This is a genomic window from Sinorhizobium sp. CCBAU 05631 (assembly GCF_002288505.1).
Taxonomy (GTDB): Bacteria; Pseudomonadota; Alphaproteobacteria; order Rhizobiales; family Rhizobiaceae; genus Sinorhizobium; species Sinorhizobium fredii_C.
The window spans coordinates 1-18,180 of the sequence record NZ_CP023064.1 but is presented as its reverse complement, the minus strand read 5'-3'; the positions used below and the strand labels follow the sequence as shown (position 1 = coordinate 18,180).

The following is an 18,180-nucleotide window of genomic DNA, read 5'->3' as shown; positions in this document are numbered from 1 at the left end:
ACCCTCGCGACGGGACGGATAAAGTGAGAGCGGAAAGCATGACCGAGACGCTTGTAAGACCCTTGAAGGCCGGCCTGATCGGCGCCGGCATCCAGGCCTCGCTGACCCCGGCGATGCACATGGCCGAGGGTGCCGCCCAGGGGCTCAGCTATCACTATGAGCTGATCGACCTGCAGGCGCTCGGCGCCACGGAGGACGACCTGCCGCGTCTCATCGCCGAAGCGGAAGCCCGCGGGCTTGCCGGCCTCAACATCACCCATCCCTGCAAGCAGGCGGTGATCGTCCATCTCGACGAGCTCGCCCCCGACGCCCGCCGGCTCGGCGCCGTCAACACCGTGGTGCTCAAGGGCGGCCGGCGCCATGGCCACAACACCGACTGGTGGGGCTTTGCCGAGGCATTCCGGCGCGGCCTCCCCGACGCGGACCTCTCCTCCGCCGTCCAGCTCGGCGCCGGCGGCGCTGGCGTCGCGACGGCCTATGCGGCGCTGTCGCTCGGCTTGCGGCAGCTTACCGTCTTCGACCGCGAGCCGGAACGGGCCGAAGCACTCGCCGACATGCTCTCGCCGCTCTTCCCCGAGGCGGAGATCGCGGCAGGCGCCGATCTCGCCGCGGCGATGGCCGAGGCGGCCGGGCTGATCCATGCGACGCCGACCGGCATGGCGAAATATCCGGGGCTGCCGCTCGATGCTGCGCTGCTTGAGTCCGGCCACTGGGTCGCCGAGATCGTCTATTTCCCGCTGGAAACGGCGCTGCTGAAGGAAGCCAGGCGCCGCGGCTGCCGCACGCTCGACGGCGGCGGCATGGCCGTGTTCCAGGCCGTCGGCGCCTTCCGGCTGTTCACCGGGCTCGAGCCGGATGCGGCGCGGATGCTCGAGCATTTCCGGGCGATGACGGGGTGAGGGTTTCGGGGGCTGTGGCGCGAGGAGCATCTACCGTAACTGCCGGGCGACACCCCCCTCTGCCCTGCCGGGCATCTCCCCCGCAAGGGTGGAGATGGGCAGGAGGCACGCCGTCGGCCGCGGCCACGCGGCAAGGAGGTTGGCGCCGTCGATGAGAGGAGCGGGGCGCCTGCATCTAGTCGATCTCCCCCCTTGCGGGGGAGATGCCCGGCAGGGCAGAGGGGGTGTCGCCCGCCTCCCATTTTTCGCATTTCGATTCTAACCGCGAGGACAGGACGATGAAGACCTCGATAGCGACAGTTTCCTTAAGCGGCGACCTCATCGACAAGCTGCGCGCCATCGCCAAGGCCGGCTTCGACGGCGTCGAGATTTTCGAGAACGACTTCCTCGCCTTTGACGAGAGCCCGCGCGAGGTCGGCCGAATGGTGCGCGACTTCGGCCTGGAGATCAGCCTGTTCCAGCCCTTCCGCGACTTCGAGGGCATGCCGGAACCGCTCAGAACCCGCACCTTCGACCGCGCCGAGCGCAAGTTCGACCTGATGCAGGAGCTCGGCACCGACCTGGTGCTCGTCTGCTCCAACGTCTCGCCGGCCGCACTCGGCGGCATCGACCGGGCCGCGGCCGATTTCCGCGAGCTTGGCGAGCGCGCCGCCAGACGCGGTTTGCGCGTCGGCTACGAGGCGCTCGCCTGGGGCCGCCACATCCATGATCACCGCGACGCCTGGGAGATCGTCCGGCGGGCCGATCATCCGAATATCGGGCTGATCCTCGACAGCTTCCACACGCTGTCGCGCAAGATCGAGGTTAATTCGATCCGCTCGATTCCCAAGGAAAAGATCTTCATCGTCCAGCTTGCCGATGCGCCGCTGATCGACATGGATCTTCTCTACTGGAGCCGGCACTTCCGCAACATGCCCGGCGAAGGCGACCTGCCGGTGACCGAGTTTACCCGCGCGGTGGCGGCGACCGGCTATGACGGCTATCTGTCGCTGGAAATCTTCAACGACCAGTTTCGCGGCGGCAATGCCAATGCGATCGCCGTCGACGGCTACCGCTCGCTGATCTATCTCGGCGACCAGGTGAAGCGCGCCGAGCCGGATATCCGGCTGCCGGTCCCGGACATGCCGCCGCGCGTCGACGTGAAGGGCGTCGCCTTCGTCGAGTTCACCGCTTCCGAAGAGGAGGCGGGCGAGCTCGAAGCGCTGATCCGCACATTCGGCTTCCGGAAGGCGGCGCGGCACCGGACGAAACAGGTGCTGGTCTACCGCCAGGGCGCCGTCAACCTGGTGATCAACACCGAGCGCGAGGGTTTTGCCAACGCCTCCTATCTGGTGCACGGCACCTCGGCCTATGCCTTCGGCCTTTCGGTCGACGATGCCGCGGCGACCGCCGAACGCGCCCGCGCCCTCGGCGCCGAGCCCTTCGAGCAGGCCGTCGGGCCGGGCGAGCTCAAGGTGCCGGCGATCCGCGGCGTCGGCGGCGGCCTGATCTATTTCCTCGACGACAAATCCGAGCTCGCGAAAATCTGGGAGATCGAATTCGAGCCGGTGACCGACGGCGCCCCGGCGGCGCCGGCCGGCCTCACCGTGATCGACCACGTCGCCCAGACCGTCAAATACGAGGAATTGCTGACCTGGCTACTGTTCTACACCTCGTTGCTCGACACCAAGAAGACGCCGATGGTCGACATCATCGATCCGGCCGGGATCGTCCGCAGCCAAGTGGTCGAAAACAACGCCGGCACGCTGCGCCTGACGCTGAACGGCGCCGAGAACCGCAACACGCTCGCCGGCCGCTTCATCGCCGAAACCTTCGGCTCCGGCGTCCAGCACCTCGCCTTCGCCACCGACGACATCTTCGCGACTGCTCAGGCCCTGCGCGCCAACGGCTTCAAGTCCCTGCCGATCTCGCCCAACTACTATGACGACGTCGAGGCCCGCTTCGGCCTCGATGCCGAGTTGGTCGAGCGGCTGAAGGCCGAAAACATCCTCTACGACCGCGACGACCACGGCGAGTTCTTCCAGCTCTACAGCCCCACCTATGGCGAAGGCTTCTTCTTCGAAATCATCGAACGGAGGGGTTATCGCGGCTACGGTGCGGCAAATGCGATCTTCAGGATTGCGGCGCTGAAGAAGTATTTGAGGCCTGAGGGGTTGCCGAAGGATTGAGGGGATGGGGGATTTTTGGGTTGGCCATTGCGGCCTCTCTCCCCTTTGCGCCAGCACCGGTCATTGCTCCTCCTTGAGCGAGTGGCTGCAGAAGGTGCAAGACCGGACACTCGCCCGGCCTGAAATTACACCAGGCCGGCCTTGCAAAGCCCGTCCACGACTAGCTCGAAATCGTCGGGGTTCTTGTAGGGCAACACTTTGCGACGGTATTCGAGGGAGTAGTCGGGATTGACCCGGAACACCTCCTGCCAAGCCGCGCGGGCATCGTCGAAACGGCCCAGATGGCCGTAGCTCGCTGCCAGGAGCGCGCGCGAGACATCGGTAACGGGATTGCGGGTCAGCCGCTCTTTTAGCAAGCCAACCGCCTGTTCGTACCTTCCCAGGTGAAACGACGCCAAGGCTTGGAAGTGCAATAGCACATCCGGAAAATATGGGTTCAAGACCTTCGCCCGATCGAAATGCTTGAGTGCCTCGTCGGCCCTGGCCGAGTAATTCAGTGCCTCGCCCAGGCTGACGTGCCCTTCAGCGAAGTTCGGATTGAGGACTATCGCACGCTGGGCCTCGCTGATGGCCACGTCGTGCCGTCGCGAATACAATTCGACGATGCTCAGCGCCCAGTGCGCCCTGGGATCGCGATCATCCAGCGCTACCGCCCGCGTCGCAAGCTCTTCCGCTTGCTCGCGCGAATTCGGCGGTGACGGGCTCCATCCATTCAAATAGTCGAGTACGTGGGTGAGGGCCAGGAACGCGTGGGCCGAGGCGAAATTCGAGTCCAGTTTGATTGCACGTTGCAAAAGGTCCCGGGCGGCGACGTTCGTCTCCTTCGTCAGCCGGTGCCACAGCTCTCGGCCACGCAGGAAATAGTCATACGCCTCAATGTTGCCGGTGTGCTCGGGCGCCAGCCGCTGCCGGTCGCCCTCCGTCAGGTTGATCGCTAGTGCGCCAACGATCTGCTGCGTGACGTCGTCCTGCACCGCGAATATGTCGGTGAGGTCGCGATCGAAGCGCTCCGCCCACAGATGTCCGCTCGAGGCTGCGTCGATAAGCTGCGCCGTGATGCGCACCCTGTTTCCCGATTTGCGGACGCTGCCTTCCAGCACGTAGCGTACGCCGAGGTTTCTGCCGACCTCCTGCACGTGAACGTTCTTGCCCTTGAACGTGAACGACGAATTGCGGGCGATGACGAAGAGCTGCGGCAGCTTTGAGAGAGATGTGATGATGTCTTCGGAGATTCCGTCGGCGAAATATTCCTGCTCGGCATCACCGCTCATGTTGGCGAAGGGCAGCACGGCGATCGACAGTTTCGGCGGCAGTTCCGTCGTCGGCCGGCTTGTCACCGGCTGTGAGGTCGCGGTTGCCTTTGCCTCGGTGGTGCCGACACGCAGCGAATACACCCGGATCGGCTCGGCGATGTTCTTGAGCTGCGTGTTGCCGAGATCGCTGACTGAGAGGTCAAGCCGCGCCTTGACCTGGCGATAGGCATCCTCGGATAGGCAGATGGCCCCTGGCGCAGCGACGCCCTCCAGACGCGAGGCGATGTTGACGCCGTCGCCCATCAGGTCGCCGTCGCTTTCCTCGACCACGTCGCCGAGATGAATTCCGATCCGGAACTCGATGCGGCGGTCCTGCGGCACGCCGGCATTGCGCTCGACCATACCGTTCTGCACCTCAATGGCGCAGCGCACGGCGTCTACTACACTGCGGAACTCGACCAGCGCCCCATCGCCTGTGCGCTTGATCACGCGTCCGTTGTGCACGGCGATGGTCGGATCGATCAGGTCGCTGCGCAGCGCCCGCAACCTGGCCAAAGTACGGTCTTCGTCTGCGCCGGCCAGCCGGCTGTACCCGACCACGTCGGCAGCCAGGATCGCCGCTAGCTTGCGGTTCTCGCTCACAGGGCCATCTCCTCGTCTCCACAATAACAGGAAGACACAGGGAAGAGGAAATTTTCGGGGTCCCGTTCAGAGCGACTTTGGGTGAGATCATCGCTCGCCATTTGTTCGCCGGCAATCGTGAATGCTCACAATGTCGAGCACTCGCAACCCGGTGCCAATGGGCGCAGACGTCCTGCCTGGGCAATGACTGTCCTGGCAACTTTCGGACATTCGACACCGTGACGCCGAAAGTCGGCTCAGGGCCGCAAGCTGCCGCTGCTTTCCGGCAAAGCTCCGCAGCAACCGTTCAGCCTCGCAATGCGCGACATTGAAAAAAGAACGGACCGGGAATTGCACGCGCTCTGCGCCCGAATGAGCATATTTCCCGGGCGTTTCTGACCAGCGCCAGCTCCCTACGACGTACTCACCACCAGCGGCAGCTCACCCGTTTCCAGCCGCGACTCCTGCGAGCCGATCGACATTCTGTTGCCGCGCCAGTCGGCGCTGCCGGCGAACCAGCTGCGGACCCAGATGACCGGCAGCAGCAGGTCGCGGGTGAGCATGGCGACGAGCGACCAGCGGGAGAGATGCCAGTTCTTGCGATGGACGAGCAAAAATTCCGGCAGGTAGGCGGCGGTTGCGACAAGAGCGGCGACGGCGGGCACGCTGTGACCCGCAGCGACAGCGGCGATCGCCGACAGCAGGAGCGGCGGCACGACGCCGGCCAGAATTTCCGGCGCGAAGAACTGCGGAAAGGTGACGCGCCGCAACCGCGCCCAGCGGCACTGCCGGGCCCAGACCTCGCGGAACGTCCTTGTGCCGAGCGGCTGGTCGAACGGCGCGGAAACGAGGTGCACCTTCAGGCCGAGGCTTCTCACCAGCTTGGTTGCGGCCGCATCCTCGGCGATCTCCGCCGCCAGCGCCTGGATGCCGCCATTGGCATCCAGCAGGCTCTTGCGCCAGAGCATGCTCTTGCCCTGGGCGAAGCCGAAGCCGAGGGCCTCGCCGGCATATTGCCAGCGCGCCTGGTGGGCGTTGAGGAAGGCGCACTCGACCTCGGCCCAAAAGCCGTTCGGGCGTGAGCCGAGCGGGGTCGAGCAGACGAGCCCGCACTCGGGCCGCCACGCCGCCATCAGCCGAACGAGATAGTCGGCCGGCATCAGCACGTTCGAATCGGCGAGAACCACCCATTCATGCGCGGCCGCATTCCAGCCCTTTACGCAGTTGTTGAGCTTCGGATTGGCGCTGATCCGGTCGTCGCCGATGAGGATCGCCGCGGGAATGCCCGGGTGGCGCCGGCGCGCGGCCTCGATCAGCGGAATCAACGGATCCTTGGCATCGGCGACGCAGAAGATGACTTCGTATTCCGGCCAATCCAGGCGAAACGCGCTTTCAAGCGTTTCCCGGGAAAATTCTTCGATTCCGCAGAGCGGGATGACGAGGGAGACCGGCGGTCGATAGGTCGTCCGCGGCTGCGGGCCGAGACGCGGCCAGATCCGCCAGCCCGCTATCATCAGGCTCAACAGATTGATGGCTAGGAAGGCACCGGCGACGAACAAGATGAGCATCATTTACCCGGGCAACGAACCGCGATTCCGACGAAGTTGAGTTCCGGATAAACATCATCGCAAGATGACAGGCGAATGACAGTTGGGCGCTCTCGGGGCCGTGGCTGAAGCACCCCCCTCTGGCCTGCCGGCCATCTCCCCCAAAAAGGAGGGAGATCATTTGCGGCCGGCCCCTCGCTCCGACCTTGCCGCTTCTGTAAGCGGAACGCTTCGCTCGAGGTGCAAAGCGTGCCACATCCAATCTCCCCCCTTGTGGGGGGAGATGGCCGGCAGGCTAGAGGGGGTGGCCATCCGCATTCGAGCCCTTGCTGCGTGGGACGAATTGAACAAATTCCCTGCCCGGTTAATTATATGTCTGCGCAGTGCGCCTTTTCAGGGCGCCCGACGGCCGCCGCTTGTTCCATGCCCCGTCCTCGTACCGGAACAGGCAGCACAAGAATTTAGACAGAGACGATGGATTTCGTCGAGACCATCAATGCCACCGCGGCGTGGCTCGAGCGGTTTGTGCTCAACGAATGGACGCTCTATCAGTGCGCCGTGATCGTCGTCGGCTATTTCGCTTGCGGCCTCGCCGCTAAGCGCCTGGAGCCGGCGCTCGAAGCCCGCGCCCGGATGATCAGGGGAAATCCGGACCTGCTGCGCGTCATCATCGCCTTCATGCGGCGGCTCAAATGGCTGTTCCTGATCGTCTGGCTGTGGATCGCCGACGTCGTGCTGTCGCGCTACGGCTGGCCGTCCTATCGCTGGCTGGTGGGCACGGTGCTGACGCTGGTCGCCGCCTGGTTCATCATCGCGGTCTTGACCCGGATCATCCGCAACCAGACGCTGGCGCGCGTCGTCGCCGTCCTCGGCTGGCTCTACTTCGCGCTTTACGCGCTCGGGCTGGATCGCCCGGTGCTGACAGCGCTCGACAATGCCGCCGTCAATCTCGGTGCCGTTCGTCTTTCGCTGCTGCTCGTACTGAAGGCGATCGTGCTCTCCGCCGCAATGATCTGGCTCGCCGTTCTCACCGGCAACATGTCGTCGAACTGGATTCAGAAATCCGCCGACCTGACGCCGTCGCTGAAGGTGCTGATCAGCAAGCTGATCAAGATCGGGCTCATCGTGCTTGCCGGCACGATCGCGCTGTCGGCGACCGGCATTGATCTGACGGCGCTCACCGTCTTTTCCGGCGCCGTCGGCGTCGGCATCGGCTTCGGCCTGCAGAAGGTGGTCTCCAACTTCATCTCCGGGATCATCATCCTGCTCGACAAGTCGATCAAGCCGGGCGACACGATCACGCTCGGGGAAACCTTCGGCTCGATCCGCGACCTGCGCTCCCGCTTCGTCTCCGTCATCACCCGCGACGGCAAGGAGTATCTGATCCCGAACGAGGACTTCATCTCCGAGCAGGTGGTGAACTGGTCGTTTTCCAGCGACTATGTCCGCATCGACGTGGCCTTCGAAACGTCGCCGAAGAGCGATCCGCACGAGGTCGCCCGGCTTGCGATCGAAACCGCCAAGACCGTGCCGCGGGTCGCCAGCGCCTATGCCGAGCCGGTCTGCTGGTTGACCGGTTTCGGCGGCTCGTCGCTTACCTTCAAGCTGAGATTCTGGATTTCCGATCCGGCCAACGGCCTGACGAACATCCGCGGCCAGGTGTTCATGGCGCTCTGGGACGCCTTCCAGGCAGCCGGCATTGCGACGCCCGACCCGCGCGAGATCATCATGAAGACGCCGGTCGAAATCACCGGCGCAGAAGAGCCGACAGCTCGCGAAACAGCCGCTCGTCCTCGGACTGTGCCGCGTTGAAGCGCAGAAAATTGCCGGCCGTCTGCGCCTGGCTGAAGACATTGCCGGGGGCGAGCACGATGTTTCTGGCAAGCGCCCTTCGGGCGAGCTCCGCCGCGTCGATGCCGTCCGGCAGGCGGCACCAGACGAACATGCCCGCCTGCGGCTCGATCCAGGGCTGAATGCCGATCGCCCGGAGCTTTCCGATCGTCTCGGCCATTGCCCGCGACAATCGCTGCCGCACCGTCTCCATGTGCCTGCGATAGCTGCCGTCCTTCAACAGCGTCAGCACCAGCTCGGCGGCAAATCCGGGACCGCCGAAACTGGTGGCGATCTTCAGATCGGCGAGCGGCTCGATCCATTGGCGGGGCGCGACGATGAAGCCGCAGCGCACCGCCGCCGACAGCGACTTCGAAAAGCTGCCGATATGCACCACCCGCTCGAGCCCTTCGAAGGCGGCAAGCCGCGGCGCCGGCGCCTCTTCGAAATCGGCAAAAATGTCGTCCTCGACGATCGTCAGTCCCGCCTGGTCGGCGAGCTTCAAGAGGCGGTGGGCGATAAGCGGCGTGAGCGTCGCGCCGGTCGGATTGTGGAGGGCGGAATTGGTGATGTAGAGGCGCGGCCGGTGTTCTTCGAGCGCCGCGGCAAAGCGCTCGATGTCCGGCCCGGCCGGCGTATAGGGAATGCCGACGATTTTTGCCTGATGCGCCCGGAGCAGCGCATGAAAGTTGAAGTAGCACGGATCGTCGACGAGCACGGTTCCGCCCGGCTCGACGAGGAAGCGGCAGAGGAGGTCGATCGCCTGGGTGCCGGACTCCGTCAGCATGATCTGCTCCGGCGAGGCTTCGATGCCGTGCTGCGCCAGACGGCGGGCAAGGAGCGCGCGGAGCGGCAAGAGCCCGAGCGGCGGGCCGTAGTCGACGAGCGTCGAGGCACTTGCCCGCGCGACCGACCGCAAGGCCCGGCGCAGCCCCTCTTCCGGCATCCATTCGGCCGGCAGCCAGCCGCAGCCCGGCTTCAGCACATTGACATCCGCCTCGAGCGCCTGCCGCGAGATCCACAGGGGATCGACCTCGCGCTCCACCCGCGGGCCGAGTTCGGCAAGCGACAAGGGGGCTAGCGGCGCGGCGACGAAGAAACCGGAGCCTGGCCGCGAGCGGATCAGCCCCTCGGCCGCCAGCCGCTCATAGGCCTCGACCACGGTCGACTTGGAAACTTTCAAGCTCGTCGCGAAGGCACGGATCGACGGCAGCCGGGCGCCGGGTGTCAGGCTGCGCCCGGCAATCCGGTTCCTTACCGTCGCCATCACCCTTGCGATCAGCGTCTCGCCATCGGCGTCGACAGTCTGCGGCCTCATCTGTACCGGTTCCTTTTGCATGACAGTTCGCCGAAACTGTACTTCACCGTCTCTGGAAGCGCCAGCCGCCTCAGCCGATAGAGATGGCGCCGACAGGGGCGAAAGGAGCATGGCATGGACAGAACCACGAGCGGCTGGATGAACGGCATGGCGGGCGTATTGATTTTCTCGGGCTCGCTGCCGGCGACGCGGATCGCGGTGATGGATTTCGATCCGATTTTCCTGACGCTGGCGCGCGCGACGATCGCCGGGCTGCTCGCCTTCGGGCTGCTCGTCGCCTTCCGCGAGAGGCGGCCCGAGCGCGGCGATCTGCTGCCGCTCGGCATCGTCTCGCTCGGCGTCGTCGTCGGCTTCCCGCTGCTGACGGCGCTGGCGCTCCGGCACGTGACCTCCGCCCACTCGATCGTGTTCGTCGGGCTGCTGCCGCTCGCCACCGCGATCTTCGGCGTGCTGCGTGGTGGCGAGCGGCCGCGGCCGGCCTTCTGGCTTTTCTCCGGACTTGGCAGCGTCATCGTCGTCGGCTTCGCTCTGCGTCAGGGGTTTTCCGCCTCCCCGGTCGGCGACCTGCTGATGCTTGCCGCCATTCTCGCCTGCGGTCTCGGCTACGCCGAGGGTGCGAAGCTGTCCCGCAAGCTCGGCGGCTGGCAGGTGATCTCCTGGGCGCTCGTGCTGTCGCTTCCCGTCATGCTGGGACTGGCGCTTGCCACCATGCCCGCGAGCTTCGAGGACCTGCGCCCCGCCTCCTGGTTGGGTCTCGGATATGTCTCCGTCTTCAGCATGCTGGTCGGCTTCATCTTCTGGTATCGCGGCCTGGCTCAGGGCGGCATCGTCGCCGTCGGCCAGTTGCAGTTGCTGCAGCCCTTCTTCGGGCTCGCCTTGGCCGCGACCTTGCTCGATGAACCGGTGAGCTGGGCGATGCTCGCCGCCACGCTTGCGATCGTCGCCTGCGTTGCCGGCGCGAAGAAATTCGCAAAATAGTCACGCACCCGCCGCGGATGGTTGCGGATGCGCCGTCCGACCATCACCCTGAGGATGTGTCCTGCCAGGCGGTGCTCGATGATAGTATCCTCGCCGGGGAACTTCCGGCCGGACGGCGCGTTGCACCGGATGGGAAACACGTCCAGCCTCGGACGATTGGGGGAGGCACTCATCGATGATCAGGCATCTACTCGTCGCGGCCATGCTGTCCCTCCCCGCGGGCACGGTTCAAGCCGATGAATCGGCTTTTCTCGGATCACTGGAGGGGCAATGGGCCGGGGGCGGCATGGTGAGGGTTCGCGTCGACAGGACGCCGATCAATGTCTCCTGCAACTTCGATTCGCAGGCGACCGATGCCGCCCTGTCGATGCGCGGCACATGCCGGGGCCTTATCGTCGTATCGCGCTCGATCGGCGCGGACCTTCAGTTTACAGGTGTCAACTATAGCGGCACCTATGTCGGACCGAGCGGCCGCAAATCAACGCTGACCGGCAAGCGCCGCGGCAGCGCCATCAACCTCACTATCCATTGGGCGCGGGAGGTGAACGGCGACCGCCGCGCCAACCTGACGCTGCAGAAGGTGGGCGAGAACGGCATGAAGCTCGTGACCGTCGACGTCGATCCGCGATCCGGCAATCGGGTGGTCACCAGCGAAATCAATCTGCAGCGAAAGTAGCCGGCGCTTTACGCGAGGCGTCAGATCACGCCCCAGCCGCGATAGCGTCCCCTGCCGGTGATCTCGCGCACTCCGAGCTCGCGCACCAGATTGAGCGCGCCGCGCGGGGTGACGCCGAGATGCCGGGCGATCATCGTCGTCGAGACGACCGGCCGGGAAAGGACGAGATCGATCAGCCGGGGGAGGTTGCTGTTGGAGCGCCTGTCCTTGATCCGCATCTCCATCTGCGTCCTGGCGAGCGACAGCCGGTCGAGCTCCTTGAGGCCGAGATCGGCCGTCATCGCCATAGCCTCGAGAAAGGCATTGAGGCGCGTCAGCCGGTCCTTCGAGCGGCGCCGCTCGTGGCGGATCGTCTTCAGCCCGGTGTTGAAGGCAAGCACGTGCGAGGCGACCTTGCCGCGCGAGCGAAGATAGGCGCCGACGAGCAGCGCGCCGAGCCAATGCTGGCGGCGCAGCGGCTCGATCCTTTCCCAGGCGTCGAAGAGCACCGCGGCGCCGAGGCAGGCGGGCAAGGGGTCGGCGGCGGCGAGGATCTTCCGCCACGCATCGAGCCGCGCCGTCTCGTCCCAATCCTCATCGAAGAGCAGGCCGAGCTGGCCTCGAGGCTCAGCCGCCCGCTGCAGGGACAATGCGGGACCGCCTTCGGCTAGGCTGCCGGAGTGAAATTCGAGGAGCCGCTGCGACCGGGCAATGGCCGCGTCGAGCTCGGCGAATTCGCCGGCGAGCGGGTTGTCGTCGGCATCGTCCGCCGCTTCCGATGCCCCGTCGGGGCTCGGCCGGGCATCCCGTGCGATTGCTTCATTCGCGGCGGCAGCGCCCTTGTCTCCCCTCAGCGCATTCATCCCCGGCAAGGTCAACGCCCAGCCGGGCTCGGCCAGTTCCAGGCGGCGCCGGGCCCGCAACACGCCATGGGCGATCGTCAATTCGTGAGAAGGCGCTCGCGCATCCATGTGCGAATCGTGTAATACGAGATCCTCGACATGGACGAGTTCGCCTGCCACCCAGAGAGCCGCCGCCGCGTCGAAGAACTGTCCGCGTTCGCGAAACCCCTCGGCAATGGCATGGCGGGCGGCGCGTTCATCGAGCCGGGCAAGCCCGTCCTCCGCGGCGATCAGGCCCGGAAGCAGCGCTGGATGAAGCGGATCGGGTGTTTCATATCTCATTAAAAAGACGTAGCCTTTTGCTGAAACAGAAGCTAACACGAGTTTTTGTTCCGTCACAGGGTGAGGCAACGTTGCCCACTGGAATTTTGCCGGTCGGCACCGCCAGCTAGCCAAACGACTAATCACCGGCCACGCGGCGGCAAACACCGGCCGCCGATCGAGTTGACAGCTGTCAACAGCATCCGACTCGGATCAAGGCAAACCTGTTCCGACGTGAGACGCGGCGCACCGCCAAGGCATTCTTCGCAGGTCCCGGCCCTCCTCCCTAGAGTTGACAGCTGTCAACTCCGTGCCCGACCGGTGTCGGCGGCATGCCCCTGCCCCGGTCCCTCGTTCGGACTTGCGTCGCCAACTGTCGGCCTCAAGCCCGCATCTTGCCAGTGGTCGACAATTCCTGCTTTAAGACGCGCGGGGCAAGTTCCAGCGGTACGCATTTTCCGCAGGCACAGACACGAAAGAAGCGGCATTCATGACAAGCGTTCTGGCAGCAAGCGGCGGCGTCAAGCAGGTGATCTGCATCAGTTGGGGCACCAAATACGGCCCTCCCTTCATCAACCGGCTCTATGCCATGGTGGCGCGCAACATCACCCCGCCCTTCACCTTCACCTGCTTCACCGACAGCCGCGACAACCTGCGGCCGGAAATTCTCTGCGAAGACCTGCCGCCGCTCGATGTCGAGATGCCGAAGAACACCAAAGGCATCTGGCCGAAGGCGCGTCTCTGGGGACCGAAGCTCGGCAGCCTCAAAGGGCCGGTGCTGTTCCTTGACCTCGACGTGGTGATCGTCGGCTCGCTCGACAGCTTCTTCGAGGTCGGCGGACCGGATGACGTCGTCCTGGCAGTCAACCAGACGACGCCTTTCGAACGGCTCGGCCAGACGTCGGTGTTCCGCTTCCCGGTCGGCAAGCTCGTGCCGTTGCAGGAGAAATTCCGGGCCGATCCGCAAGGGGTGGCGGACGAATATCGGTTCGAACAGCGCTTCGTGACGCGCAACGCCCCAGGCGGGGCAAAATTCTTCCCGCGCCGGCATGTCCTGCATTTCCGCCAGGATTGCCGCTGGCCGTTTCCGCTGAACTATTATCTCGCCCCGCGCCTTCCCGCCGACGCCCGGATCGTCCTCTTCCCGCGCGGGCTGTTGCCGCAGCACGCGATCGACGGCCAGTTCGGCTACAAGGGCCGCGCCTCCACGCCGCTCGGCCACGTCTGTGGTCTGTTTTCTCCCGAGCGAAGGGAAAGAAACCCGTTCCGCTATCTGCGCCACTATATTCGACCGACCCAGTGGGTGGCCGAACACTGGCGCGAGTGATTGCCGGGCGGAGTTGACAGCTGTCAACAGGGTTTGAAGTTCGGCGCTGCTTGACCATAGCGAGAAGGAAAGCGATGTGCCGCTCAATAGGCTGGTTATCTATGCCAGAGATGTCGAAGAAACAGCCCGCTTTTACGAGAAGCACTTTGGCTTCGAGGTAAGCCGTCGGCCTGGCGACCGAATCGTAGAACTGTGCTCCCGGGACGGCGGCGCAAATCTCCTGCTGCATCCGGCAGCAAAAGGGCAGCGCGGCGGTCAATCGGCTATCAAGCTCGTCTTCGACGCGGAGAATGTCGAGGCCTTCTGCCGGCGATCCGCGGCATTGGGACTTGAGTTCGGCGCCATACACCAAGCTGACGGCGATCAATTCGCCAATGCCAAAGACCCCGACCAAAACTTCGATCTCGGTCTCAAGTCGCCCCTTCCGCAAGACGGATTGAAAACACGTCCACGTGTATCGACAGGCGGCCGACTCCGAGGGGCGAGTGACCACCGTGAATCCAAGTAGCGGAAACGATTGGCGAGTTAGCTTCCGTGTGGCGAGTAGCGAAGCTTTTCTGTCAATGCGTTACGATAACCGCAATTTCGTTAAGAACAGGTTGTCGGATCACCAACGACGATTCCGATTGCGCGGAGGCTCCGACACCTGCAACGGCAAAACAATGCCGTCAGGGCACCGCGCACGAAGTGGCGCGGCTTCCCAAGTCTTCCAAACAACGAGCTTGCCTGTCCTGTCCTCTCATCCGGCGCTAGCTGACCATCGTCGCACTCGCCCTGCTTGCCTGGGACAGGGCGCCAATCATCGGTGCCAACGAAAAGGTCTGCTGCCTTGCGCGTCGGGTGAGATCCCTGAGATAGCCGCCCGGTGAGTTGATCCGATCGGCTCTTTCGAGAATGCAGGCCATGACGGTCGCGGCATTCTCGTAGCCGAGCACCGAGCAGGCATCCTCATAGGCGTCGGCGCTCACCTCGAGCATGGTGCGGACCACGATCGCCGCGGTAATCAGGTCTTTCCAGTTCGCCACGCGGCCGGATGGCGCATAGTCGGCAATTTGCGGGCAGGCCTGAAGAACCGCTGGCAGGGGGATTTGGCGGGAAAGCCGTTCGACAGGGGCGGTGGGTGGAACGAGGCTGGCCGGCAGTCGGGGAGAGGCCTCATCTCGCCGCCGCTGTTCCGGTTTTCTCGTCCGCCCATCGCTTTCCGTTCGGCGGGCGTCGGCGGTAAAGCTGATCTCCCGGCCTTTTCCCATGCCCGGTTCAGATTCAAATTGGGAATCTGGATCTGAATTCTGTTTGTGCCATCCATTCTGGTGATCATTGGCGGCCGTTTTTTGCGAATTCAGCAATATTTCCAATCGATTGGTCAGATCGTCGCGGAGTCTTGCGAGTTTTTCGAGGATGGCTTCGACGACTCCGGCGGGAGCCTTGCGCGGCAGGCCGGTGATCAGGTGCTGAATCTCGGACTCGAGTGCGTCCAGATCAGCGTCAGGACCGATCTCGCGGCTGAGTTCGAGCAGCTTGGTTATGTCGCGCCGGCAGAGGCTCAGGCGCTCACGAACGAGCCGGAGATGCTGCTGTTCGGCGGCAAGCTTGGCCGCGGCGGCCTTGAATTCTTCGGCCCGGGCAAGCAGCGGTGCGAGGTCGAAACCGAAGGCTTCGCCGATCGCGCCATTGCGGTTCTTGCGGGCGTAGCGCTTGCCGTTCGGGCTGTCGCGCCGGACGATCAGCCCGGCTTCGACTAGGCAGGCGAGATGCCGGCGGAGCGTCGTACCGGCCATGCCGTGGGCGCGGAGCGAAAGCTGCGCATTCGAGGGAAACACGACCAAGCCGTTTTCGCTCGATAGTTCGGCACCGGGAGAGAAGCTCAAGAGAGCATTGAGCACGGCAAGCGATCGATCCGAGATGCCGATCTCGGCCTTCGCCTCACAAACCGTGCGAAACAATTTCCATTTGTCGACCGACTGCTTCGGCGGAATATCGCCAACAGCGATCTGCCTTGCGAGCATGCCAAGCGTCATCGCCCGGCGCCCGAAAGGCGTCGTCACATTCCCACGCTCCATTTTTCTTCACCTTTTCCAAGGCAAAAGAAAACCGTTCGCCGAAACGACGTCAAAAATGCTTGACACTGATTCGCGGAAATGGGAATCTCTAGTTGCTACACGAGAGAAGGGTTTCCGCAGCGCTAGTCGTTCGGAAGCCTTTTTCTTTTGCTCTGCTTAATCTCCTGTTTCCTGTTGGTATTCGAGGTAGAGAGCATCGAGCCTCTGCCTCACGAATTCTGCGAAGCCCGGCGCCGCCTTCTTGCTGAAAGCAAGCGTCGTTTCCGTATCGGTATCGCGGATGCGCACCGGACGCGTCCGGTCGGGAGCCAGCCAGGCTTCGGAGCGAGCCCGCGTACTGGTTTCGGCGAGCAACGCGAAGAGCTTTTCGAAGCGCCGGTCGCTGTCCATTTCCGTGAACACGCTTTGGCGAATGTGTGAGAGCGCCTTGGCGCGCCGTCCGCTGTTTTCAAGCCGATCGGCCAGTTCCATCCAGCGCCGCCGCCCGAAGGAGGGTGCGGCACCGATCGCCTCGATGATCTCCACCGGCAGGCGCCGCACGACGGTGATCATCTTCGACAGCGCCGCCTTGTCGACGCCGATCGCTGACATGATGGTCTCCCGCGAAAAGCCGCGGTCCTCGAGCCTGGCCGCAAACAGCGACCGCTCGATGAAGGAGAGGTCCGTGCGGGCGTTGTTCTCCTGCCCTTGCGAAATGACGAGCTGCTCGTCGCTCAGCGCGCGAATGACGGCTTTCACCTTGCCGCCGATTTCGCGCAGCGCCGCCAGGCGCCGGTGGCCATAGGCGACCTGATAGCGGTTTTCCGCCTCCGGGTGCGGCCGCACCAGGATCGGCACCTGTTGTCCGTGGTCGCGGATCTGCTCGACCAGCGCGGCCTGCACTTCCGGCGTGACGCCCAGCCGGTCGACGACGAAGGAGGCGTCGATCAGGTCCGGATCGAGCTCGACGATCGCGTGACCCTGCGCCAGCTGGCGCTCCAGCTCCTCGGCCCGCTCGACCTTGTGGGTGATGTTGGTGAGCGACCTCGTGATGCCGCCGACCAGCGCATTGGTTCTCTTCCCCGGCGCAAGCCCGGCGATCGGTCGCTCGACCGCCGGCCGTTCCGCGTCGAGCGGAGCGGCCGGGCTGTCGGAGATGCCGATCAGGTTCTTGCGGGCCATCGATTACTTCCTTCCCCAGACGCTGCGGATCATCTCTTCGATCTCCGCATTGACGAGCGAAAGGGAATCCATTGCCCGGTCATAGGTACCGCGAATGAATTGCGACCGCTCGACCTCGTAAAGCGTCTGCTTCGTAACGCCGGCGTCGGAGATCGCGGTCGACTTCACCATGGCATTCTGCAGCATACGGTTGCCGAAGATCGCCCGCATGAAGCCGGTCATCTGGCTCTGCGGACCGTCATTAGGCTCGAAACGGGTGACGAGATAGCGCATCCAATCATAGCTGGTGCGGCCGCCCGCCTTCTCGACGACCGCCATGAGTTCGCTGGTCATCGACAGGAACTGGGACATCGACATGACGTCGAGCATTTGCGGGTGCACGGTGATGAGGACGGAGGTTGCGGCGCAGAGCGCCGACATCGTCAGGAAGCCGAGCTGCGGCGGGCAATCGATGACGACGACATCGTAGAAGCTCTCGATTTCCGTCAGCACCTCGCCGATCCGCGCGAAAAACAGCGTCTCGGCGGAGCCGCCGATCATCGCCTTCGGGGTTTCGTGCTCGAACTCCATCAATTCGAGATTGCCGGGGATCAGATGCAGATTGGTCGTATAGGTCGAGCGCACCACCTCGGCGATCGGGCGAGGGGCCTCGTAGCGGATGGCGCCATAAAGCGTCTCGGCTTCGCCGACGTCGAGTTCGGGCTGGTGGCCGAAGAGTGCGGAAAGCGATGCCTGCGGGTCGAGATCGATCGCCAGCACGCGATAGCCGCGCAGCGCCAGATATTGCGACAGATGCGCCGACGTCGTCGTCTTGCCCGAGCCGCCCTTGAAATTCATCACCGAGATGACCTGGAGCTTTTCGCCCGGCCGCCGGTGCGGAATGTATTTGCCCGTCTTGCTGCCCTCGTCGAGGACGCGGCGGATCCGCTCGATATCCTCGACCGCATACATGCGCCGGCCGTTTGACAGAGGCTGCGGGCCGTGCCCTTCTGAGGCGATCTGGCGCAGGTAGCCTTCACCGATTCCGATGAAGGCGGCGGCCTCCGCCGGGCTGAAGAGCCGCATCGACTTCTGTGCCGTCGGAGAGAAGATCTTCCTTTGATGTTCCTGCAGCTGATGAGCGAGTTCCTGAGCGTCGGCCGCCAGCAAGGAGGGCAAGTGCTCCTGCTCGTCGACACTCTGGACTCTCGGCTGCAACAT

At 64.3% G+C, this 18,180-nt stretch carries 13 protein-coding genes and 1 pseudogene; 7 read left to right on the top strand and 7 right to left on the bottom strand.

Annotation, left to right across the window (positions count from 1 at the left end; genetic code table 11):
- Nucleotides 1-38 precede the first annotated feature (38 nt).
- A complete protein-coding gene (locus SS05631_RS19540; protein ID WP_037421389.1) occupies nucleotides 39-899 on the top strand; it encodes a shikimate dehydrogenase in 861 nt (286 codons plus the stop codon).
- A 278-nt stretch (nucleotides 900-1,177) separates the two neighbouring features.
- A complete protein-coding gene (locus SS05631_RS19535; protein ID WP_037421386.1) occupies nucleotides 1,178-3,067 on the top strand; it encodes a sugar phosphate isomerase/epimerase and 4-hydroxyphenylpyruvate domain-containing protein in 1,890 nt (629 codons plus the stop codon).
- A gap of 125 nt (nucleotides 3,068-3,192) precedes the next feature.
- On the opposite strand, the gene SS05631_RS19530 is transcribed toward SS05631_RS19535, so the two are convergent.
- Both SS05631_RS19530 and SS05631_RS19525 read right to left on the bottom strand, forming a co-directional pair.
- Complete coding sequence (locus SS05631_RS19530; protein ID WP_037421383.1) at nucleotides 3,193-4,962, bottom strand: adenylate/guanylate cyclase domain-containing protein; 1,770 nt, start codon at nucleotides 4,960-4,962, stop codon at nucleotides 3,193-3,195.
- Between the two features lie 392 nt (nucleotides 4,963-5,354).
- On the bottom strand, nucleotides 5,355-6,512 hold the full coding sequence (locus tag SS05631_RS19525) for a ceramide glucosyltransferase (protein WP_037421381.1): 1,158 nt from the start codon (nucleotides 6,510-6,512) through the stop codon (nucleotides 5,355-5,357).
- 450 nt (nucleotides 6,513-6,962) lie between these two features.
- Between SS05631_RS19525 and SS05631_RS19520 the strand changes: the two genes are divergently transcribed.
- A complete protein-coding gene (locus tag SS05631_RS19520) occupies nucleotides 6,963-8,300 on the top strand; it encodes a mechanosensitive ion channel domain-containing protein (protein ID WP_037421378.1) in 1,338 nt (445 codons plus the stop codon).
- On the opposite strand, the gene SS05631_RS19515 is transcribed toward SS05631_RS19520, so the two are convergent.
- Nucleotides 8,236-9,657 (bottom strand): PLP-dependent aminotransferase family protein, encoded by a 1,422-nt coding sequence (locus SS05631_RS19515; protein ID WP_037421375.1) that lies wholly within the window; start codon nucleotides 9,655-9,657, stop codon nucleotides 8,236-8,238. The two genes, SS05631_RS19520 and SS05631_RS19515, sit on opposite strands and share 65 nt — an antisense overlap.
- 93 nt (nucleotides 9,658-9,750) lie before the next feature.
- Here SS05631_RS19515 and SS05631_RS19510 point away from each other — a divergent pair, with 93 nt between their 5' ends.
- Nucleotides 9,751-10,614, top strand: coding sequence for a DMT family transporter (locus tag SS05631_RS19510; protein ID WP_037421372.1), 864 nt, complete (start codon nucleotides 9,751-9,753; stop codon nucleotides 10,612-10,614).
- Between the two features lie 175 nt (nucleotides 10,615-10,789).
- Nucleotides 10,790-11,290, top strand: coding sequence for a hypothetical protein (locus SS05631_RS19505; RefSeq protein ID WP_037421370.1), 501 nt, complete (start codon nucleotides 10,790-10,792; stop codon nucleotides 11,288-11,290).
- A 20-nt stretch (nucleotides 11,291-11,310) separates the two neighbouring features.
- On the opposite strand, the gene SS05631_RS19500 is transcribed toward SS05631_RS19505, so the two are convergent.
- Entirely contained in the window at nucleotides 11,311-12,453 is a 1,143-nt protein-coding gene (locus SS05631_RS19500; protein WP_037421367.1) for an RHE_PE00001 family protein, read from the bottom strand.
- A 469-nt stretch (nucleotides 12,454-12,922) separates the two neighbouring features.
- Here SS05631_RS19500 and SS05631_RS19495 point away from each other — a divergent pair, with 469 nt between their 5' ends.
- Both SS05631_RS19495 and SS05631_RS19490 read left to right on the top strand, forming a co-directional pair.
- Nucleotides 12,923-13,759, top strand: coding sequence for a hypothetical protein (locus tag SS05631_RS19495; RefSeq protein ID WP_037421364.1), 837 nt, complete (start codon nucleotides 12,923-12,925; stop codon nucleotides 13,757-13,759).
- A gap of 76 nt (nucleotides 13,760-13,835) precedes the next feature.
- A pseudogene (locus SS05631_RS19490) lies at nucleotides 13,836-14,199 on the top strand (VOC family protein).
- A gap of 309 nt (nucleotides 14,200-14,508) precedes the next feature.
- Here the strand turns inward: SS05631_RS19490 and repC are convergent.
- From repC to repA, 3 genes are all read right to left on the bottom strand, one after another.
- On the bottom strand, nucleotides 14,509-15,819 hold the full coding sequence (gene repC / locus SS05631_RS19485; protein WP_037421362.1) for a plasmid replication protein RepC: 1,311 nt from the start codon (nucleotides 15,817-15,819) through the stop codon (nucleotides 14,509-14,511).
- Nucleotides 15,820-15,975: 156 nt separating this feature from the next.
- The gene (gene repB, locus SS05631_RS19480; protein ID WP_037421359.1) at nucleotides 15,976-16,980 is read right to left on the bottom strand and encodes a plasmid partitioning protein RepB; all 1,005 of its coding nucleotides are present in this window, start codon (nucleotides 16,978-16,980) and stop codon (nucleotides 15,976-15,978) included.
- Between the two features lie 3 nt (nucleotides 16,981-16,983).
- The gene (repA, locus tag SS05631_RS19475) at nucleotides 16,984-18,177 is read right to left on the bottom strand and encodes a plasmid partitioning protein RepA (protein WP_037421435.1); all 1,194 of its coding nucleotides are present in this window, start codon (nucleotides 18,175-18,177) and stop codon (nucleotides 16,984-16,986) included.
- Nucleotides 18,178-18,180 lie beyond the last annotated feature (3 nt).